This is a genomic window from Rathayibacter sp. AY1C6 (assembly GCF_002931535.1).
Classification (GTDB): domain Bacteria; phylum Actinomycetota; class Actinomycetes; order Actinomycetales; family Microbacteriaceae; genus Rathayibacter.
The window spans coordinates 18,244-38,492 of the sequence record NZ_PSWC01000001.1 but is presented as its reverse complement, the minus strand read 5'-3'; the positions used below and the strand labels follow the sequence as shown (position 1 = coordinate 38,492).

Sequence of the window (20,249 nt, the reverse complement as noted above, 5' to 3'; positions counted from 1 at the left end):
TCGAGGACGCCTAGGCGGTCGCGTCCGACTGCTCGGCCCGGGCCCGCTCGTCGACGCCGTCTCCCTCGACGAGGTAAGACCAGACGCGGGCGGCGTACTCGTCCCAGGTGCCGCCGTCGATCGCGAGCGCCTCCGCCGAGAGCCGCGCGTGCAGCTCGTCGTCGGTCAGCAGCCGCTCGAGGGCCGCGGCGATGTCGTGGTCGTCGTGCGGATCGACGAACAGCGCGCCGCCCGAGGCGGAGACCTCGTGCATGCTGCCGAATCCGGAGGTCACGACCGGGGTGCCGACCGAGATCGACTCCACGATCGGGAGACCGTAGCCCTCGTTGATCGAGGGGAACACGGTGCACCGGGCCAGGCGGTAGGCGCTCCAGAGCAGCGCGTCGGTGATCTTGGAGAGCGAGCGGACCGGACGGCCCTGGCCCTCGAGGACCTCGAGTCGGTACTCGAACTCGGCGCTGCTCCAGGCGTTGCCGCCGATGAAGACCAGGCTGAAGCGAACGCCCCGGCGCCAGAGCAGCTCGGCGGCCTGGAGCACCGCCAGGTGGTTCTTCCGCGGCTCGTGGCTGCCGACGCAGACGACGAGCGGGAGGTCACCGGTCACCAGCGAGCGCGCGGCGGTGGCCAGCTCCTCGTCCGAGACGCTCTCCGGCTGCGAGGGCAGCAGGATCGGGCGGATGTCCGGCCCCTGCATCCCGACGCTGCCGAGCATGTGGCGCCAGCCGGAGTACTCGGTCGCGGCCGCCTCGGAGATGGTCGCGATGCGGTCCATGTGCGACACAGCGACGAGCGTGCGCGAGAACGCGGCGCTGATGCCCGTGCTCGCCGTCTCGGCGGTGGTGACCGGCACGCAGTCGAAGCCGATGGTGCCCGTGCGGTTGCCGCTGAACTCGGCGAGGGCGGAGACGCGCGACGTCCGCTCGTCCTCCACGGCGAGCTCGGGCAGGAGGTAGGTGCCCTGCCACGGGACGATCACGCGGGAGCGGTCCTCGGCGGCGTCGGGCACGTCGCCCGAGACGGCGTTCCGGCTCTGCTCCGGGGTGAGCATGACGAGCGACTCGTGGGTCGAGTCCCAGCCGGCGAGCAGGATCTCGTGGTCGCGCGTCCAACGGACGAGGCTCTGGCGCACCACGCGCTGGATGCCCGTGGCCAGCCCCGTGCGCGCGGTGTGGTGCACGTCGACGACGACCGCGCCGACGACCACCTCGACCTCGGGGTGGTGGAAGCGGGCGAAGACCCGGTTCGAGGCGATAGTGGACGCGGCGTGGGTGAGCAGACCGGCGGTGCCGTCCAGCCGGGCCCGGCGGCGGCCGTCGACGACGTCCTCCCGGCGCGGGAGCGTGCCGCGGAGGACGGCGAGCACCAGCCAGACCTCGCGGTCGGTGGGGGCGGGCAGCAGAACGCTCAGCTGTCCGGTAAGGGCGTCGACGCTGCCCAGCGGCTCCACAGTGGGGGCCAGGGTGCGCACCAGGGTGGCGAGACGGTCGACCAGGTACTGCTTAGAGCGCACGGGGCGCCTCCTCGTGCTCGATGAGGGCCGAGGGGCCGATCAGGGCGGCCCACAGCTCCCGGGCGTAGTCGTCCCAGGTGCGCTCGGGCCGCTCTGCCGCCTCGAGGCGGAGCTCGTCGACGAGCTCCGGCGACGTCAGCAGGCGGCGCATGCCGTCGGTGATCTCCTCGTCGGACTCCGGGTCGATCAGGACGCATCCGCCGTGCTCGGCGATCTGCGCCGTGCTGCCGTAGCGCGAGGTCAGCACGGGCAGCCCGATCGACAGCGCCTCGGCGACCGGCAGGCCGTACCCCTCGTGCAGCGACGGGAACGCCAGGAACAGCGCCTCCCGGTAGCTCGCGATCAGGACGTCGTCGTCGGCTCCGCGGAGCACCTCGACCGGGCGCCCGGCGGCGACCAGCTCGCGCACGCGGGGATCGAAGACCTGGTGCGCCCACGGGTTGGCCCCGCCGATGAAGCGGACGCGGAACCGCAGGCCCTCGCGCCAGAGGACCTCGGCGGCGTGCAGCACCGCGAGATGGTTCTTGCGGGGCTCCTGGCTGCCGACGCAGAGCACGAGCGGCAGGCCGGACGCGCTCCGGCCCTCGGAGCGCAGGCCGTCCGGGAGCTCCACGGGCAGCGGGACCGGGACGACGGTCGGGCCGGTGAGGCCCTGAGCGGGGAGCGCTCGCACGAAGCCCTCGAACTCCAGCGCGGCCGCGGCGCTCACCGTGGCGACGCGCTCGGCGTGCTTGACCACGGAGAGGAAGTTGACGAAGCGCACCGTCTCCTCCGGCGGCACCGTGTCGGCGCTGACGACGGGGATGGCGTCGTGGCCGAGGACGACGACCTCGTTGCCGGAGTACTCGGCGAGGGCCGCGAGCGGCCCGCACTGGTTGTAGTCGGGCACCGAGGGGATGACGACGACGCTGCGGTAGGGCACGACGAACTCGATGCGCTCCGGATCGCCATGCTCCCAGTCGCGCCGCCCGGCGGAGGACCAGTCGACGACGCGCTCGTGCTCGATCGCGCTCAGGCGCCGGAAGGACATCGATCCGTGGACCCAGGCGACCGGGACGATCTCGTGCTCGGCATCCCAGCGGGACACGGTCTGGCGCACGACCCGCTGGACGCCGGTGTTGTGACCGTGGCGGGCGGGGAAGTCGACGTCGATCAGGACGGCCCCGGTGACGACCTCGACACGGGCGTCCAGATCGGCGAACCCGGTCGCGGTGCGGGAGCCCGCCTCGAGGAAGATGCGCAGCGCCGCCTCCTCGGGGGCGAGCTCGAGGGCGCGGCGGAACCAGTCGAACAGCTCGCTCGTCGGGTACGCGGCCGTGAACGACACCAGCGCGACCCAGGTCAGCTCGTCGTCCTGGCGCGAGCGGATCTCGCGGGCCACCTCGTCGAGGTACGGGCCGGGCCCGCGGGTGCGCAGCGAGGCGCGGCGCTCCTCGTCGAAGAGGAGCGCGCCGATCTGCTCCAGGCGTTGCAGCATCGCCTCCGTGCGGTGGGCGCGCGCGGCGGCCGCGCCGGCGGCCGAGACCTGCGACCGGTCGCTCATCGCGCCCGACCGGACAGGCGGCGCTTCACGAAGCGCGCGCTGTGGCCGACGGCGCCCGACAGCCCGAGCTGCTCGACGCGGATCTGGAAGGTGCGCACCAGGCGGAGCGGCTTCGTCACCCGCCAGGAGAGGGTGCGTTCGAAGCCGGAGGCGGTCACTCCGCCCACCTGGATCCGCTCGACCCACTCGTCGAAGGGGTCGTTGAGGAGGGAGTCGACCTGCGCGCGCAGGCGGGCGAGCTCCTCGTCCGGGGACTCGGGCTCGGCGAGACGGGGCTCGATGGGAGCCCCGGACGTGCGGGCGGGCTCGGCCGGGACGGCGGCGGGAGCGGCGTCGCCGACGGCCGACTCGAGGCTCGGGTCGGGAGCGGGAGGAGCGTCCTCGCCCGTGCCGCCGAGGACGGGGGCGGGGTCCCCAGCGCTCTGCGGCGCCGGGTCCAGGGGGACGTCGGATGGCTGCGTGGGCATGGCGAACACCTCGTTCGTGTCGTTCAGTCGGCGAGCGGGAGCAAGACTACCCGCCATGCGCCGCGCACCGGCACGCCAGCCAGGGGGCTCCAGGGTGGGCCGCACGTATAATGATGCGGTCCGTCGCCCGGCGGAGGCCGAGAGCTTGGAGTTCCATGCCCAGCAAAGCTGTGGATCGCGCGCGCGCGATCGCCGACGAGCCGTTCCAGATCGCCGGCACCACGTCGGCCGTCGGCGGCGGCTCGGGCGGCTTCGTCGCCTCCCTCGCCGAGATCCTGCGGCACCGCGAGCTGCTCCGCCTGCTCGTGGGGCGCGAGCTGAAGTCGCGCTACAAGGACAGCAGCCTGGGCTTCGTCTGGAGCCTCGTCCGGCCGCTGATCATGCTCCTCATCTACTACGTGGCGATCGGCCAGATCCTCGGGGCCTCTCGCGGCGTCCCGAACTTCGCGATCTTCGTCTTCTCGGGGCTCACCCTCTGGGGCCTGTTCAGCGAGATCGTGACCGCGGGCACCACGTCGATCCTCGGCAACGGCGGACTGATCAAGAAGGTGTACCTGCCGCGGGAGATCTTCCCGGTGGCGGCCATCGGCTCGGCCCTCTTCAACTTCGGTGTGCAGTTCGTCGTCCTGATCGCGGGAGCCGTCCTCACGGGCTCGCTGATCTTCGGCGTCCAGCTCCTCTACATCGTGCCCGCGCTGGCGATCGTGCTCGTGTACGGCCTCGCGCTGGCCCTGGCCCTCTCGGCCCTCAACGTCTACCTCCGCGACGTCCAGTTCCTCGTCGAGGTCGGGCTGCAGATCTTCTTCTGGCTCTCCCCCATCGTCTACGCGTGGAACTTCGTCGTCGCCGCCTCCACCGGAGCGGGCCACGGCTGGGCCGAGCAGCTCTACCTCATCAACCCGATCTCTAACGCGATCCTCGCCTTCCAGCGCGCGATCTGGGGAGACGGCTCGCGCGTCAGCATCATCGACGGCAACGAGATCGCCCCCCAGGTGTGGCCGCCGGACATGGAGCTGCGCCTTCTCATCGTCCTCGTCGTCGGGCTGGTGTTCGTGTGGATCGGCCACCGGATCTTCCGCCGCCTCGAGGGCAACTTCGCCCAGGAGATCTGATCGTGACCCTCACCAGCAAGCAGGAGTCCGTGCCCGCCTCCTCCGGCACCCCGACCGTCGTCCGGGTGCGCAACGCCTCCAAGCGCTTCGTCATCCGCAAGGACAAGTCGTTCAAGGAGCGGATCGTCAACTTCGGCCGCGGGCGCAAGCACCGCGACGAGTTCTGGGCACTCCGCGACGTCGACCTCGAGATCCCCCTGGGCTCGACCGTCGGCCTCATCGGCGCGAACGGATCGGGCAAGAGCACGCTCCTCAAGCTCATCGGCGGCATCGTGCAGCCGACGACCGGCACCGTGGAGCGCCGCGGACGCCTCGCCGCGCTCCTCGAGCTCGGAGCGGGCTTCCACCCCGACCTCACCGGGCGCGAGAACGTCTACCTCAACGGCGCGATCCTCGGACTCTCGCGCAGCGAGCTGGACAGCAAGTTCGACTCGATCGTCGACTTCTCCGAGATCGCCGAGTTCATCGACACCCAGGTCAAGTTCTACTCGTCGGGCATGTACGTGCGGCTCGCCTTCGCTATCGCGATCCACACCGATCCCGACCTGCTGCTGGTCGACGAGGTGCTCGCCGTCGGCGACGAGCCGTTCCAGCGCAAGTGCATGGACCGCATCCGCGCCTTCCAGCGCGCGGGGAAGACCATCGTGCTGGTCACCCACTCGCTCGAGCAGGTCGGCGAGCTCTGCGACCGCACCATCGTCCTCGAGAAGGGCACCGTCGTCTTCGACGGCGAGACCTCGGAGGGGCTCCAGGTCCTCCGCGAGAGCTTCGAGGACCGTCGGGCCGCCCGCCAGGAGCGCGAGGCCGAGGCCGCCGAGGCCGCGGACGAGCCCGCCCCCCAGCTCATCGAGATCCTGGGCTGCCGACTGCGCGGCGGATCGATCGAGCACGGCGGCACGGTCGTCCGCAGCGGCGAGACCCTCGAGTTCGACGTCACGGTGCGCACCAGCCGCCCGGTCGACGACTGGAACATCGGCATGGGCATCGACACGCCCCTCGGCCAGCGCGTCTTCGGGACGAACACCGAGCGCATCGGCACGCCGCTGAGCGCGGTCGACGGTGAGATGACGGTCACCTTCACCCTCCCCGACCTGCACCTCGGCGCCGGCAACTACGCCGTGCACGCCTCCTCGGCCACCTTCTCGCAGGGCGAGACCATGCGGATCCCGGTCGCCGCGACCTTCACGGTCGAGCGGGCCTCCGTGCACGACGGCGTCGTCGACATCGACTCCACCGTCCGCCTCAGCAGGCCGTGACCGCGCGGCGCCGCCGCCTCCTGGTCGACGCGACCGCCCTCGCGGCGCCGCGCCTGACCGGGGTCGGCCGCGTCCTGCTCGGCCTGCTGCACGCGCTGGACACCGACGCGACCGCCGCAGACGTCGAGGTGCTCCTCGTCGTCCCGGCGAGCGAGGCGGGCTCGCTCGGGCGCTTCGGCTTCCGTACGCTGCGCGTCCGACCGGTGCCGCTGCCCCGGCCGGTGTGGAGCGCACTGACCCGAGTGCCCGCGCCGGGGATCGACCTCCTGCTCGGCCGCGGCGCCTACTTCTTCCCGAACTTCCGGAGCTGGCCGCTCGCCCGCTCCCGCTCGATCACCTTCGTGCACGACGTCTGCTTCGCTGTGATGCCCGAGCTCGTTCCGCGCGAGCGCCGAGAGCTGCTGTCGCGGTCCGTGCCCGGGTGGATCCGGCGCAGCGACCTGGTCCTGACCGGCACCCCGTCCTCCGCGGCCGAGGTCGAGAGCGCTCTGGGCGTCGATCCGGCGCGCGTCCGCGTGCTGCCGACCACGATCGACGCCGACCTCTTCCATGCCCGCGGCGAGGAGGAGGTGGCGCGGGTCCGCGCGGAGCACGGGCTCGGGTCCTACCTGCTCTTCGTCGGATCGATCGAGCGCCGCAAGAACCTCGTCACCCTGGTGAACGCGTACCGGCAGGCCGAGCGGCCGGAGAACCACACCCTGCTCCTGGTCGGCGGGGACGGCTGGGACAACGAGGACGTCCACTCCGCCGTCGCCCGCGCGGTCGCCGCAGGAGCCGACGTGCGCTTCGCCTCCTCCTACGTCGCCGACGAGGATCTGCCGGCCCTGCTCACGGGCGCCGACGCCGTCGCCATGCCCTCCTGGCACGAGGGCTTCGGCCTGCCCGCCCTCGAGGCCGTCGCCTGCGGCACTCCGGTGCTCGCGGCAGACATCCCCGGCCTCCGCGACGCGCTCGCCGGGCGGGAGTCCGCCGCCGTCTTCATCGACCCGGCGGACCGCACCGGGTGGTCGGCCGCGATCGGAGAGGCGCTGCGCCGTCCCCGGCGACTCGCACCGGAGCCCATCCCGGGGTGGGACCGCACCGCCCGGCGCCTGCTCGAGCTGGCCTTCGACGAGCGCTGATCAGCGCCGGGTCGTGAACAGCAGCCAGCGCCCGGAGGCGGAGGCGACCTCGGGCTCGACGTCCCCCGTCGCCGCCTCGACGTAGGCCCGCCAGCCGTCGGGGTCGTCGGTGTAGCCGGCGGTGTCCACGTAGACGGCGCAGGCGCCGCTGCCCGCCACGGCGTCGGCGAACTCCGCGGGGTCGTCGACGTCGCCCCAGACGTCCCAGCCGTAGGTGCCCTCCACCGCCCCGTAGCTCCAGCGGAGGCGTCCCTCCTCGGTCGCGAGGTAGGGCAGCGCCTCGTCGTAGTCGGAGAGCGCTCCGATCCGCCCGCTGTCGGGGAAGCTCTTCAGGGGGAGCTCCACCACACCGCAGCCGTCGTCCAGCTGCGCGTCGGCCTCCGACACGAACGAGCGCATCTCGGCGTCGTCGGTGGGAGCGATCGGCACCGCGGCCGATACTCCGGCCAGCTGATCGACCACGGCGACGGCGGCGAGGAGCGCCGCCACGAGGATCCGGACACCGCCACGGGCCGTGACCCGATCGAGCAGAAGCGCGAGCACGCCGAGGACGAGGACCGCGATGACGATCGACATCCGCGCCCACGCGCGGATCGTCGGCCCCGCCACCAGCGAGACCACGACGCCCAGGCCCGTCACCGTGTAGAAGAGGAGCGCGGCCAGCGTCGCCACGGCGAGGACGCGCACGCGGGCGTCCGAGAAGAACCGGCCGACCGCGGTCGCACGGAGCGCCCGTCCGCCGCCGAGCGCGGTGATCGGAAGCGCCACGAGCGTGATCAGGAGCGCGACGCTGGCGAGCATCGAGAATCCGGGCGGCTCCGTCGTCGGCGCCACGCCGGACTGGCCCGCGTAGGTGTTCAGCAGGCCGTACCCCTGCGGCAGCCCGGTCCCCGACCAGGGCAGGCCCAGCAGCACGAGCTTGCCGGCGTAGGCCTCCGACTCCCCCACGGTCCGCGACGTGAAGTACGGGCTGTAGCGCTCCCCGAAGTCGAGCGAGAGCAGCAGCAGCGAGAGCCCGACGAACACGCCGAGCGCGAGGATCGGCACCGACGAGACCGCGAGCACGCGCAGCCGCTCGCGGGAGAGGAGCCCGGCGGCCGTGCTCACCGCCCAGGTCGCTCCGAGGACCAGGACCGCGAAGACGTAGTAGTAGCCGCCCGTGCTCGCCACCAGGAGCCCGAGCACGACTCCCGGGACGACGGAGCGCAGTACGCGGCTCCTCCGCGTCGCGCCCCGCTCGGACCAGGCTCGGAGAGGATCGGTGCGCGGTCCGGCGACCATCAGCACCATCACGCCCAGGAGCGGGATCGCCCAGTAGTTGGCGAGGAACGCGTGGCCGAATCCGATCCGGAGGAAGTGGTACGGCAGCAGCGACAGCAGGACCGCGGAGAACGCCGCGACCCAGGGCCGCGTGCGGAGGGCGCGGAAGAACACGTAGCCGGTGACGGCGACCGTCGCGAACGTGCCCAGGTAGAAGACGTTCAGGAGCGTCGTCCCGTCGCGCACCACGAGGGCCAGGACCGAGACGGCGAGGGCGGAGGCGACGTCGAACTGCGCGCTGAAGAAGGCGTTGAACCCGTCGGGGAAGCCGAGCGCCGCGTTGCCGTCGAACGGGAACGCCTGCGTGGCGCTGGTGAAGAGCGTGTAGTGCAGGATCTGGTCGTCGCCGCCCACGGTCCAGCGGGCCGTCAGGTCCTGCGGCCCGATCCCGAGCGCGAGCACGGCGGCGACGACCGAGACGAGGGCGGCGACGAGGGCCCATCCGAGCTCGACGAGCGTCCGGCGCCGCCGACTCGCCGTCCGCGGGCCGCGCACGTCAGTAGCCGCGCTCACGGCGCTGCTCCTCCACGCTGGTCTGGACGATCCGGTTCAGCTCGGTCTCGCCGTCGGTGCCCGCGTAGTCGTAGATGTCGAACCCCCCGCAGGCGACGATATCGGAGGGAGCGCCGAGCGTCCCGCGCGCGAGCCCCGCCCAGTCGGGCGAGCGGTCGGCCAGGACGAAGCTGTACTGCCGGTCGCGGTAGTCGCTCAGGTTGTTCATCCACAGCTGCACCGTGAAGTCGAAGTTGACCTGCTGGACGTGCAGCGAGGCCGGCCCGTAGAGGTCCAGCGGCCGCGTGGACCAGAACGAGCCGACGCCCGCGAGCTCGCGGCCGTCGATCCAGCGCTCCAGGCAGTCGGCGTCCGGGTCCGATCGCGCCTCGGCCGCCGCGGAGGCGACCGCCGTCGTGGCCGGCACGGCGGCGACGACGAGGCCTGCGGCGGCCAGCGGAGCGACGACGCGGACGACCGGCGCCAGCCGCGCGCCCGCAGCACGCCGGTGCGCCGCCGCGGCGCCGATCAGGGCGATCACGACCACGGTCGCGGTCACCGGGATCGGCATCAGGTAGCGGCTGACCGAGCTGCCGGTGAAGACCTGCACCACCAGGAGCACCGCCGTCTGCGCCGGCAGGAACGCGCACACCGCGAAGCGCGCACGGGCCGCCTCGTCGAGGGCGGCTCCCCGCGCCAGTCGGGCGGCACCGGCCACGACGACGGCGAGGGCCGCCAGCAGCAGCAGACCCAGCAGCGCCACCTCGAGCTTGCCGATCAGCGGCGCCTTCAGCACCAGGAACTGCACGATCAGGTCGTCCAGTGCCGTCCCGGCGAGCGGCAGCCGGAGGTACCCGCCGGCGTCGGTCCCGATCAGGAAGCCGAGCGGGACCCGCAGCGCGGCTCCGAGCGCGGCGGCCCCGAGGACCGTGCCCGCGACGATCAGGACCGCTCGGGGAGCAGCGAGAGCGAGCACCAGCAGCACGACGAGGACCACCAGCAGGGGGCCGACGAACTGCACCAGGAGGAGCGGATCGGAGAGGGTCGTCGCGGCGACGGCCGCCCCGACCAGGAGCAGCGGACGCGCGGCCGGACGGCGCTCGCGCAGTGCGCCCAGAGCGACGGCGAGCCCGGCGAGGCCTGTGAGCACCGCGCCGTAGTAGTAGGTCGTGAGGAGGAAGGTGGTCGCCAGGGCCCCCTCGTTGTTGAGCGCGCGGCCCTCCGTCAGGCACAGCACCAGCAGCACGGCGATGCCGGCGAGCGCGGCCGCGGGCCGCAGCCGGCGGTGCCGGTCCGCGACGAGCCGTCGCGCGAGTATCCGGAGCACGCCGTAGAGGAGGACGACGTTGAGCACGGCGTTGACCGCGAGCGCCGCCGCGGGATCGCCACCGGTCAGCAGCCACGCGACGCCGAAGACGGGGAGCTCGGGGAAGAGGAAGAGCTGGCTCGTCATCACCCACGCCGCCGGGCGGCCCTCGGCGAAGGACTGCAGGATCAGCGGCAGCGCCAGCGAGTCGCCGTCGCGGAAGAGCAGCGGCCGCCACGGCGTGCCGACCATGAATCCGAGCACGAGCAGGGTCCCGCTGACGACGACGGCGAGGGCGGCGAGCTCGAGGAGGGCCCTCCGGGTCCGAGGGGATCCCGTCGGACCCGCCGTCACCGGTGCTTCCCGCCGAACCGGATGGCCAGGACGAGCAGGAGGTTCTTCAGGAGGGTGTCGCTCGGGATCTTGGAGTTGCCGACCGTGCGGTCGAGGAAGACGATCGGGATCTCCTTCACTCCGCGGGCCCGGCGCAGCGCCCGGTACTTGAGCACGATCTGGAAGCCGTAGCCGGCTGCGCGGATCGTCTCGAGGTGGAGGGTGCGCAGGAGGTCCGCGCTGAAGAGGTTGAAGCCGCCGGTCCAGTCGGTGATCTTCGAGCCGAGGAAGAGGCGCGTGTAGAGGTTGCCGCCACCGCTCAGCAGCTTGCGGTCGAGCGTCCAGTCGGGAGTGCCCCCGCCCGCGATGTAGCGGGAGGCGACCACGAAGTCGGCGCCCGCGCGAACCTCGCGGAGGAAGGCGTCGATGTAGTCCGGGTCGTGCGAGAGGTCGGCGTCCATCTGCAGCAGGTAGTCGTAGCGGCGCTCGGCCGCGAGGAGGTGCTGGAAGGCCCAGATGTACGCCGCGCCGAGCCCCTCCTTCTTCTCGCGCGAGAGCACGAGGACCTCGAAGGTGTCGGACCCGAGCTCGGCCGCGAGCTCGCGCGCGCGGTCCGCGGTGCCGTCGGGGGAGCTGTCGTCGATGACGGCGACGGTCACGTGGAAGTCGGGGTTGCGGGACGCCGCGAGCGCGACCCGCGGCAGCGCCGTCGCGATGTTCGCGACTTCGTTGTAGGTGGGGACGACGACGGCGAGGGAGCGCATGAGGCGGGGAGGATCCGTTCTTCCGGTGCACCGGCTGACCGGTGAGAGCCCTGCGAGTATAACGAGGCGGTGCTCGCGAGCCTCCGAGCGCGCCCGCGGCCCGCCGCCCCGTCCGCGCACTCTCTCAGGAACATGGCACCGGCTGTTCGACCGCCCGGCAGGGGTCCGCGGTTACGATGGACGACAGTGCACGGCGGTTCACCCCTTGTTCGCCTGCCCCGATGGACGCCCGTCGGAGCCCGACGGTCGGGCATCGACGCCAGAGGGGGACGGGAAAGAGCGCCGCAGATGAAGAGACTCCTCGAATCGCAGAAGGTCCGCTTCCTCATCGCGGGCTGCACCAACACGGCGATCGACTTCCTCATCCTCAACACGCTCGTGCTCCTGCTCGGTCTGCCGACCCTCGTCGCCAACGTCTTCTCCGTCCTGGTCGGCATCACGATCTCGTACGCGCTGAACCACTTCTTCGTCTTCCGCCACCCGGGCAGGGTCTCGGTCGCCACGTTCGCGAAGTTCTTCCTCGTCACCGGGTTCAGCTCGCTGGTCCTGCAGTCGGCGATCATCTACGGCTTCGAGGTCTTCTTCGACACCCGCTTCGGCAACTCGCTGCTCTTCCTCCCCAGCTCCGGCGAGAACGCCTTCCTCGCGATCAACATCGCCAAGGCCGTCGCCGTCCTCGTGGGACTGGTGTGGAACTTCTGCATGTACAAGTTCGTCGTCTTCCGCCGTCCGGCGCACGATGCGCTGCCCGCGATCGAGACGGTCTCCCCCGCCGCCGTGGCCGTCAGCACCGAGCCCGTCGACATCGTCCGCTGAGGGCCGCAGGCTCCCGGGCCCCGCTCGAGCCGCGTGCTAGCCTCGTCGAGTTCTTCCGACGGGGCACTCCTCCCGTCGACGCCGCACCACCCGGAGGCTCCCATCGCCCGCTCGACGTTGCCCATCGCGGTCGTCGTCGTCACCCACTTCTCGGGTGAGGTCCTCCGCGCGTGCCTCGAGTCCGTGCCGGAGGCGACGGAGCACGACGTGCGCATCGTGGTGGTCGACAACCTGACCACGGACGACTCCGTCCGCAGCGTCGTCGAGCGCCTGCCGCAGGTCGAGTTCCACGAGACCGGGCAGAACCTCGGCTACGGCCGGGCCGTCAACTACGCGGTCGACCGCCTCGGGCCCGAGGTCGAGTGGATCCTGGTGACCAACCCGGACACGGTCTTCCTCCCCGGCTCGATCGACGCCCTCTACGCCGCCGCGACGGCGGACGACCGGATCGGCTCGATCGGGCCGCGGATCCTCGACTCCGACGGCACGATCTACCCCTCCGCCCGCGCTCTGCCCTCGCTCGGCACGGGCGTCGGGCACGCCGTCTTCGCCCACGTCTGGCCCGGCAACCCGTGGTCGGCGACCTACCGGCGCTCGCGCGCGGCCGAGACCCTCCGCCACGGCCGGATGGAGGCGGGCTGGCTCTCCGGCGCCTGCGTGATGGTGCGCCGCACGGCCTTCGAGGAGATCGGCGGGTTCGACGACCGCTACTTCATGTACTTCGAGGACGTCCAGCTGGGCGACTCGCTCGGACAGCGCGGGTGGACCAACGTCTACCTCGCCGACGCGGTCGTCTCCCACCTCGGCGGGCACTCCACCCGCCTGGCCTCGGCGCGGATGCTCGCGGTCCACCACCGCAGCGCCTACCTCTACCTCGCGCAGAAGTACGGGGCCTGGTACCAGGCGCCGATCCGTGCGGCGGTGCGCGCCGGGCTGGGCGCCCGGGTCGCGCTGATGCGCCTGCGCTCGAAGAGCTGATCCGGTCCGGTCGGGCGGGCCGCCTGGCCGGCGCCGGGCGGCCCGTCCGCCGGATCGGCGGTCAGGACGCGGAGTCGAGCTCCGTGTAGAAGGCCCGCGCCTCGTCCCAGGTCGGCAGCAGGCCCTGCGCCTCGGCCTCGGCCAGCGTCGGTGCGTCGGTGTCCTTCGGCGAGAGGAGCAGCTCGCCGGCCTCCTCCGGGAAGCGCAGGCCGATCTGCTCGTCGAGCGGGTCGATCCCCTTCTCCCGCACAGGGTCGAAGGTGGCGTTCACGAGGTACGAGACCACGGCGCCTTCGGTCAGCGCCACGAAGGCGTGCGCGACCCCCTCGGCGATGTAGACGGAGCGGCGGTCGACGTCGTCGAGCAGGATCGACTCCCAGCGCCCGAAGGTCGGGGACCCGACGCGCACGTCGATCACGTAGTCGAGGACCGCGCCGGAGAAGCACGAGACGTACTTGGCCTGCGACGGCGGGATCTGCGCGAAGTGGATGCCGCGGACGGTGCCGCGCCGCGAGACGGAGGTGTTGCCCTGCCGCAGCGAGAGCGGGTGCCCGACCTTCTCGGCCAGGCGGTCGAAGCGGTAGAACTCGTAGAAGACCCCGCGATCGTCGGGGAACTGGCGCGGAGTCACTTCGTAGACGTCGGGGATGTCGAGCTCTCGGATCTGCACGGTCGCCAGTGTAACGACGGCGTGTCACGGGCCCGCGACGCCTCTCTGCGCCACCCGGCGGCGTGCCGGAGCGCCGACCGTCGGCCGACGGACCGCTCGGGCATGATGAGGAGGTGACCTTCCTCATCACGGGCGCCTCCGGCATGCTCGGCACCGACCTGCGCGCGGCCCTCGGCTCCCGCCCCAACACCGCCCTCGGCCGCTCCGACCTCGACGTGACCGACCTCGACGCCGTGCGCGCCGCCGTCGCGGGACACGACGCCGTGGTGAACTGCGCCGCGTACACCCGCGTCGACGACGCCGAGACCGACGAGGAGGAGGCGCACCGCGTCAACGCCGTCGGAGCTCGCAACCTCGCCCTCGCCACCGCCGAGACGGGAGCCGCACTCGTGCAGGTCTCCACCGACTACGTCTTCGACGGCTCCGCGACGACCCCCTACTCCGAGAACCACCCCCGGAACCCGATCTCGGCCTACGGCCGCACGAAGGCCGAGGGCGAGCGCCTGGTGCTCGAGGCCAACCCGGAGCGCGGCTACGTCGTCCGCACGGCCTGGCTCTACGGCGAGCACGGCGGCAACTTCGCGAAGACGATGGTGCGACTGGCGGGCGCGCACGAGACGCTGACCGTGGTCGACGACCAGCACGGCCAGCCCACCTGGACCGCCGACCTCGCCGCGCGCCTCATTGAGCTGGTCGACGCGGAGGCCCCGGCCGGCATCTACCACGGCACCAGCTCCGGCGAGACGACCTGGCTCGGCTTCGCCCGTGCCGTCTTCGCCAAGGCGGGCCTGGATCCCGAGCGCCTGCGCCCGACCGACAGCGGCTCGTTCGTCCGCCCCGCTCCGCGTCCGGCCTACTCGGTCCTCGGCCACGACGGCTGGAGCCGGGCGGGCCTGCCGCCGCTGCGCTCCTGGCAGGACGCGCTCGCCGCCGCACCCCTCGAGGCGGTGACCCCGTGACCACCACTCTCCGCGTCGTCGTCGACCAGATGCTCGCCCGCGTGCCCGGCGGCATCGGCCGCTACACCGAGGAGCTCACCCGCGAGCTGATCGCGACGGCTCCCCGCGACTGCGAGGTGGAGGCCGTCGTCTCCGCCCACCCGCCCGAGAAGGAGGAGGAGCTGCGCCTGCGCCTGCCCGGCCTCGCGCGCATCCACCGGCTGCCGCTCGGGCGTCGCGAGCTCTCGCGCGCCTGGCAGTACGGGATCGCCATCCCGGCCGGCGGCGGCATGATCCACGCCCCGAGCCTCTTCGCACCGCTGCGCAGCCACGACGGGAGCGAGGGCGAGCAGATCGCCGTCACGATCCACGACACGGTGCCGTGGACGCATCCCGAGACCCTCACCCCGCACGGCGCGAAGTGGCACCGGGCGATGGCCAAGCGCGCCCGCAAGCACGCGGACGCCGTCGTCGTCCCCACCCACGCCGTCGCCCACCAGCTCTCCCAGCTGATGGACTTCGGCGATCGACTGCGCGTGATCGGCGGAGCCGTCGGCTCCGGCCTGGTCGTCCCGGAGGACGCCGACGAGCGCGCCACGGCGCTGGGCCTCCCCCCGGAGTACGTGCTGAGCGTCGGCACGCTGGAGCCGCGCAAGGGCCTGGTCTCGCTGATAACGGCCTTCGGAGGAGCGTCCGCCCCGGCGATCCCGCTGCTCCTGGTCGGCCCGACCGGCTGGGGCGACCTGGACGTGGCCTCCGTCGCCGACGAGCAGGGCCTCGACGAGACGCGTGTGCGCGCCCTGGGAGTCCTCAGCGACGCCGACCTCGCCGTCGTCCTCTCCCGTGCCACGCTCTTCGTCTACCCGAGCATCGCCGAGGGCTTCGGCCTGCCCGTGCTCGAGGCGATGCACTTCGGAGTGCCGGTGGTGCACTCCGACGACCCCGCGCTGATGGAGGTCGCCGCGGACGCCGGCGTCGCCGTCGAGCGCGGCGACGCGAAGGACTATCCGGACCGCCTCGCCCTCGCGATGAGCAGCGTGCTCGCCGACACCGGTCTGCGCGAGCGGATGTCGGTGGCCGGCCGCGACCGCTCCCGCGCCTTCAGCTGGCGCGACTCCGCGGAGCGCGTCTGGGCGCTGCACGCCGACCTCTGAGGCGTGCGGCACCCGGCCGTCTACGGCGCGGAGTCGACCGACAGTCCGGCACTCACCAGCGAGTGCACGACGTCGTAGTCCGGGTCCTCCGGGTCGACGGCCGGCGGGACCAGCTCGATCGGATCCACCGGCTGCGACTTCGTCTTGAGCCCCAGCTGCACGAAGTAGCCGAGCATCCCCTGCGGGACGTCCGTCTTGATGACCTGGGACCCGGCGGACGCGACGTCCTGGAACTTGGCGAGGACGTTGCCCGGCTCGAACTGGGCGAGCAGCGCCTCCTGCACCTGCCGCTGGCGCGCCATCCGGTCGTAGTCGCTCGTGGTGTAGCGCGAGCGGGCGTAGGCGAGCGCCTGCTCGCCGTTGAAGTGCCAGTGCCCGGGATCGATCCACTGGTTCACGCCCTGCATCACGCCGTCGGAGTCGGGCAGCCCGCCCAGGGGCAGCGGCTCGTCGGCCACGTAGTCGATGTCGATGCCGCCGAGCGCGTCGATCAGCTGGGCGAAGCCCTCCATGTCGATCAGCGCGTAGTACTGGATCCTCAGATCGAGGATGCCCTCGACCGCGTCGCGCATCGCCTCGATGCCGGGCTCGCTGCCGTGGTCGACGGCGTCGGGGTAGAGCTCCGGGTGCTTCAGCTCGACCTCGGTGTAGACCGAGTTGAGCTTGCAGACGTCGACGGCGCAGTTGTCGGTGTCGTAGCCGTCGGGATAGAGCTCGTGCATCGGGCTGGTCTCGGGGAACGGGAAGTCGACGAACTCGCGCGAGACGCCGATGATCGAGGCCTTGCCGCTCGACGCGTCGATGCTGACCACCGAGATGCTGTCGGGGCGCAGACCGTCGCGGTCCTCCCCCGCGTCGCCGCCGAGGAGCATCACGTTGTAGCGGCCGTCGATCGGCTGCTCGATCGCTCCGCCGCCGAAGATCGACGACAGCGTCCCCCGGGTCACGCCGAGCAGGTAGGTGCCGTAGGCGGTGGTGCCGACCGAGACCGCCATCAGCGCGATCGTCGCGAACGCGAGCACGCCGCGCATCCGCGGGCGCACCCGGACGACGCGGATCAGGCGGAGGGTGTCGAGCGTCAGCACGGCCCAGACCACCCCGTAGACGACGAGCGCGGCCTGGAGCGCGAGCATCGAGAGGTCGAAGGTCGCGAGCGTGTAGAGGCCGGTCGGGAAGACGAAGTAGAGGAGCACCGCGACCAGGAGGGCGACCCAGAGCCCGAGGGTGAAGCCGAGCCCCAGGCGCCCGAGCCGGCGGTTGCCCGCCAGGACCTGAGCGGACCCGGGCACCAGGAGGTTGACGATCAGCAGCCACCACGCCCGCCGCGTCATGAAGGCGCGGGAGGCGACGTCCGGGTGCCGCAGCGGCAGGGCGACGGCCGTCACAGGCCCGCCACCAGGGCGTCGTTCTTCGCGGCGACCTGCACCTCGAGGTCGGCGGCGAAGGCGTCGAGCGCTGCGGAGAGGGCGTCGTCCGCGGTCGCGAGGATCTTCACCGCGAGCAGTCCGGCGTTCCGCGCTCCGCCGATGGAGACGGTGGCGACGGGGACGCCCGCGGGCATCTGCACGATCGAGAGGAGGGAGTCGAGCCCGTCGAGTCGGGCGAGCGGGACCGGCACTCCGACGACGGGGAGCGAGGTCACGGCGGCGAGCATGCCGGGGAGGTGGGCGGCTCCGCCCGCTCCGGCGATGACGACCTTCAGGCCGCGGCCGCGGGCCTCGCGGCCGTACGCGATCATCGCCTCCGGGGTGCGGTGCGCGGAGACGACGCGGACCTCGTGCGCCACGCCGAACTCGGCGAGGACGGCGGACGCCGCCTGCATGACGGACCAGTCCGAGTCCGACCCCATCACGACGCCGACGAGCGGCGCGGGCCCGTTCACGAGCGCGTCCGCGCTCACGAGAGGGCTCCGGCAGGGGTCGGGGAGGTCGGCAGGCTCGTCACGGCGACCATCGTACGGGTCAGTCCGTGAGAACGGCCGCCGCCGCGCGAGCCTCGTAGACCACGAGGTCGAGGTCGTCGCCGGTGGCGTTCACGTGCCCGACCTTGCGGCCCGGTCGCGGCTCCTTGCCGTAGTTGTGCACCTTCACGCCCGGGTGATCGGCGAGCACCCGCGGGTAGCGGTCGGTCAGCGACTCCCCCACCGGGCCGCCGAGCACGTTGACCATCACGGTCCACGGATCCCGGCAGCCCGTCGCGCCGAGCGGCAGGTCGAGGACCGCGCGCAGGTGCTGCTCGAACTGCGACGTGGTCGATCCGTCCATCGTCCAGTGGCCGCTGTTGTGCGGGCGCATGGCCAGCTCGTTGACCAGGATCCGGTCGTCCGTCGTCTCGAACAGCTCGACGGCCAGGACGCCGGTGACCCCGAGGCTGTCGGCGATCGTCTGCGCGATCTCGGCCGCCGCGGCTGCGAGCCGGCCGGCGGACGCGGGGGCCGGAGCGATCACCTCGGCGCAGACGCCGTCGCGCTGCACGGACTCCACCACCGGCCAGAGGATGCTCTCGCCGGAGGGACGCCGGGCGACGAGCTGCGCGAGCTCGCGGCGGAAGCCCACCAGCTCCTCGACCAGGAGCGAGCCGCCCCGGCCGTCCTCGGCGAGGGCGGTGAACCAGTCGTCCGCCTCGTGGGCGCCGCGCACCACGCGAACGCCCTTGCCGTCGTAGCCGCCGCGCGCGGTCTTCACCACGGCGCTGCCGCCGTGCTCGGCCAGGAACTCCCCCAGCTCCTCGGCGGAGGAGACCTCGGCCCACTCGGGCACGGGCACGCCGAGCTCGGTCAGGCGGCGCCGCATCATCAGCTTGTCCTGCGCGAACAGCAGGGCGTCGGGCCCGGGGTGCACGGCGACGCCGCGGGCGACGAGCTCGCGGAGGATCGGCTGGGGAACGTGCTCGTGGTCGAACGTGACCACGTCCACGGTCTCGGCGAAGGCGAGCACGGTCGCCTCGTCGCGGTGGTCGCCGACCCGTGTCGCGGCGAGCCCCGCCGGGGCGCCCTCGCTCTCGGCGAGCACGGCGATCTCGATGCCGAGCTCCACCGCCGCGGGGATCATCATCCGAGCGAGCTGGCCGCCCCCGATCACGCCGACGCGCATGGCGCTCCTCCGTCTCCGCCCGCTGGCGCGGGGCGGCTCCATGCTACCGAGGCCCCGACGCGCTCACGCGGGCGGCGGCCACTCCTGCTCGAGAGCGGGAGCCGCGCCGATCGCCTCCCGCAGCAGGTCGGCCGTGAGCTCCGGATCCGGCAGGTCCCGCAGCACGAACACCTCGGCTTCCGCCTGCAGGATCCGGACGTCGCCGCACCGGGCGAGGCGCTGGCCGAGGGAGCGCTCGACCGCGACCTCCATCCTCCGATCGAAGACCACCTCGGCCCGCCGGATCGACGCCACGCCCCGGCGCGCGCTGAGGCCGGAGGCGGTCACGCGGTAGCGCACGCTCGCCCAGCCCGCGATCCCGGGAGCGCAGAGGAGAAGCACCAGAAGTGCGGTACCGAGCCCGATGATCCAGCGCTGCAGGGCGAGCTCGAACTGCGCGGCGAAGTAGAAGCCCGTCCAGGTGAGCAGGAGGAGGCCGACGACAGGTGCGACCGCCCGGCGGGCGCGCGGGGTCAGCCGCGCCAGCTCGCGGTCGGCGGGGTCGGTCCTGGCCATCAGGAGCGCAGATGCGTGACGTCGCCGGCCGGGAACGAGCGCAGCGCGCCGCCCTGCTCGAGCAGGAGCGAGCCGTCCGGGGCGAGTGCGGCGGCGGTCCCCTCCTCCTGCGTGCCGTCGGGCAGCTCGAGCCGGACGCGCGTGCCGAGGGTGCCGCAGGAGGCGCGGACGGCGGCGGCCGCTCCGGAGGCCTCGGCGTCGCCCTGGGCGAGCAGCGGAGCCAACAGCCCCTGGAATCCGGTCAGGAACGCGGCGAGCACCTCGTCGGCGCTCGTCGTCCGTGCTCCGGCGAGGGCGAGCGAGGTGGCGGTCGGGACCGGCAGCTCCGCCTCCGTCAGCAGCAGGTTCACGCCGGTGCCGACGACGACCCGCCCGTCCGGCAGGCGCTCGGCGAGGATCCCCGCGACCTTCCGGCCGTCGATCAGGACGTCGTTGGGCCACTTGACGGCGACGTCCCCGTCGACGAGGGGTGCGAGGGCCCGGGCGAGAGCGGCGCCGGCCACGAGCGGCAGCCAGCCGGAGGCCTCGGCGCCGAGGGCGGAGGCGTCGACCAGAGTCGAGGCCGCGAGCGTGCGGCCCGCGGGCGCCTGCCAGACGCGCCCCAGCCGGCCGCGCCCGGCTCGCTGGTCGCCGGTGGCGACGACGGAGAGGTGCGGCCACGCGGCGGGGTCGGCGGCCGCCCGCTCGCGGAGCTCGTCGTTCGTCGACCCCGCCGACTCGAGCGCGAGGACGCGGGGGGAGACGGCGGAGGAGAGCGGGAGGAGCATGCCGCCACGGTAGCGGCGGCTCCCGCGAGGCCGCTCCGAGCGCCGCGCGCGACGG

General features: G+C 72.8%; 19 protein-coding genes. 7 read left to right on the top strand and 12 right to left on the bottom strand.

What is annotated here, in order from left to right; genetic code table 11:
• Positions 1-10: 10 nt before the first annotated feature.
• From C5D36_RS00165 to C5D36_RS00155, 3 genes are read right to left on the bottom strand one after another with little or no spacing between them, the layout of a single operon-like run.
• Positions 11-1,510 (bottom strand): glycosyltransferase family 1 protein, encoded by a 1,500-nt coding sequence (locus C5D36_RS00165; RefSeq protein ID WP_104232815.1) that lies wholly within the window; start codon positions 1,508-1,510, stop codon positions 11-13.
• A complete protein-coding gene (locus C5D36_RS00160) occupies positions 1,500-3,053 on the bottom strand; it encodes a glycosyltransferase (RefSeq protein ID WP_104232816.1) in 1,554 nt (517 codons plus the stop codon). The genes C5D36_RS00165 and C5D36_RS00160 overlap by 11 nt, the downstream gene beginning before the upstream one ends.
• On the bottom strand, positions 3,050-3,520 hold the full coding sequence (locus C5D36_RS00155) for a hypothetical protein (RefSeq protein WP_104223152.1): 471 nt from the start codon (positions 3,518-3,520) through the stop codon (positions 3,050-3,052). Before C5D36_RS00155 ends, C5D36_RS00160 begins: the two co-directional genes overlap by 4 nt.
• A gap of 155 nt (positions 3,521-3,675) precedes the next feature.
• Here C5D36_RS00155 and C5D36_RS00150 point away from each other — a divergent pair, with 155 nt between their 5' ends.
• From C5D36_RS00150 to C5D36_RS00140, 3 genes are read left to right on the top strand one after another with little or no spacing between them, the layout of a single operon-like run.
• Positions 3,676-4,632: an ABC transporter permease gene (locus C5D36_RS00150; RefSeq protein WP_104223153.1), complete on the top strand. Its 957-nt coding sequence runs from the start codon at positions 3,676-3,678 to the stop codon at positions 4,630-4,632.
• Positions 4,633-4,634: 2 nt separating this feature from the next.
• Positions 4,635-5,888: an ABC transporter ATP-binding protein gene (locus tag C5D36_RS00145; protein WP_244229465.1), complete on the top strand. Its 1,254-nt coding sequence runs from the start codon at positions 4,635-4,637 to the stop codon at positions 5,886-5,888.
• Positions 5,885-7,009, top strand: coding sequence for a glycosyltransferase family 1 protein (locus C5D36_RS00140; RefSeq protein ID WP_104294937.1), 1,125 nt, complete (start codon positions 5,885-5,887; stop codon positions 7,007-7,009). Before C5D36_RS00145 ends, C5D36_RS00140 begins: the two co-directional genes overlap by 4 nt.
• Here the strand turns inward: C5D36_RS00140 and C5D36_RS00135 are convergent, their stop codons facing one another.
• Genes C5D36_RS00135 through C5D36_RS00125 form a run of 3 tightly spaced genes read right to left on the bottom strand, consistent with a single transcriptional unit; the run spans position 7,010 to position 11,224 of the window.
• On the bottom strand, positions 7,010-8,842 hold the full coding sequence (locus tag C5D36_RS00135) for a hypothetical protein (protein WP_146083670.1): 1,833 nt from the start codon (positions 8,840-8,842) through the stop codon (positions 7,010-7,012).
• Positions 8,826-10,481: a hypothetical protein gene (locus C5D36_RS00130; RefSeq protein ID WP_104232820.1), complete on the bottom strand. Its 1,656-nt coding sequence runs from the start codon at positions 10,479-10,481 to the stop codon at positions 8,826-8,828. Before C5D36_RS00130 ends, C5D36_RS00135 begins: the two co-directional genes overlap by 17 nt.
• Positions 10,478-11,224, bottom strand: coding sequence for a polyprenol monophosphomannose synthase (locus tag C5D36_RS00125; RefSeq protein WP_104223157.1), 747 nt, complete (start codon positions 11,222-11,224; stop codon positions 10,478-10,480). The genes C5D36_RS00130 and C5D36_RS00125 overlap by 4 nt, the downstream gene beginning before the upstream one ends.
• A 288-nt stretch (positions 11,225-11,512) precedes the next feature.
• Here C5D36_RS00125 and C5D36_RS00120 point away from each other — a divergent pair, with 288 nt between their 5' ends.
• Both C5D36_RS00120 and C5D36_RS00115 read left to right on the top strand, forming a co-directional pair.
• The gene (locus tag C5D36_RS00120; protein ID WP_104223158.1) at positions 11,513-12,040 is read left to right on the top strand and encodes a GtrA family protein; all 528 of its coding nucleotides are present in this window, start codon (positions 11,513-11,515) and stop codon (positions 12,038-12,040) included.
• Between the two features lie 117 nt (positions 12,041-12,157).
• Positions 12,158-13,018, top strand: a complete 861-nt coding sequence (locus C5D36_RS00115; protein WP_258062820.1) for a glycosyltransferase family 2 protein — start codon at positions 12,158-12,160, stop codon at positions 13,016-13,018.
• Positions 13,019-13,079: 61 nt separating this feature from the next.
• On the opposite strand, the gene C5D36_RS00110 is transcribed toward C5D36_RS00115, so the two are convergent.
• Complete coding sequence (locus tag C5D36_RS00110; protein ID WP_104232821.1) at positions 13,080-13,688, bottom strand: dTDP-4-dehydrorhamnose 3,5-epimerase family protein; 609 nt, start codon at positions 13,686-13,688, stop codon at positions 13,080-13,082.
• Between the two features lie 113 nt (positions 13,689-13,801).
• On the opposite strand from C5D36_RS00110, the gene rfbD reads away from it, so the two are divergent.
• Complete coding sequence (gene rfbD / locus C5D36_RS00105; protein ID WP_104294935.1) at positions 13,802-14,647, top strand: dTDP-4-dehydrorhamnose reductase; 846 nt, start codon at positions 13,802-13,804, stop codon at positions 14,645-14,647.
• A complete protein-coding gene (locus C5D36_RS00100; RefSeq protein WP_258062819.1) occupies positions 14,644-15,780 on the top strand; it encodes a glycosyltransferase family 1 protein in 1,137 nt (378 codons plus the stop codon). The genes rfbD and C5D36_RS00100 overlap by 4 nt, the downstream gene beginning before the upstream one ends.
• Before the next feature lie 20 nt (positions 15,781-15,800).
• Here the strand turns inward: C5D36_RS00100 and C5D36_RS00095 are convergent, their stop codons facing one another.
• The 5 genes from C5D36_RS00095 to C5D36_RS00075 all read right to left on the bottom strand — a co-directional run bounded on the left by C5D36_RS00095 (position 15,801) and on the right by C5D36_RS00075 (position 20,194).
• Positions 15,801-17,165 (bottom strand): LCP family protein, encoded by a 1,365-nt coding sequence (locus tag C5D36_RS00095; protein WP_258062818.1) that lies wholly within the window; start codon positions 17,163-17,165, stop codon positions 15,801-15,803.
• Positions 17,162-17,629: a 5-(carboxyamino)imidazole ribonucleotide mutase gene (gene purE, locus C5D36_RS00090; RefSeq protein ID WP_104249647.1), complete on the bottom strand. Its 468-nt coding sequence runs from the start codon at positions 17,627-17,629 to the stop codon at positions 17,162-17,164. The genes C5D36_RS00095 and purE overlap by 4 nt, the downstream gene beginning before the upstream one ends.
• Before the next feature lie 112 nt (positions 17,630-17,741).
• Entirely contained in the window at positions 17,742-18,872 is a 1,131-nt protein-coding gene (locus tag C5D36_RS00085) for a 5-(carboxyamino)imidazole ribonucleotide synthase (RefSeq protein ID WP_104294934.1), read from the bottom strand.
• 63 nt (positions 18,873-18,935) lie between these two features.
• Positions 18,936-19,427: a PH domain-containing protein gene (locus C5D36_RS00080; RefSeq protein WP_104294933.1), complete on the bottom strand. Its 492-nt coding sequence runs from the start codon at positions 19,425-19,427 to the stop codon at positions 18,936-18,938.
• Positions 19,427-20,194 (bottom strand): biotin--[acetyl-CoA-carboxylase] ligase, encoded by a 768-nt coding sequence (locus C5D36_RS00075; RefSeq protein ID WP_104272570.1) that lies wholly within the window; start codon positions 20,192-20,194, stop codon positions 19,427-19,429. The genes C5D36_RS00080 and C5D36_RS00075 overlap by 1 nt, the downstream gene beginning before the upstream one ends.
• Positions 20,195-20,249: the final 55 nt, after the last annotated feature.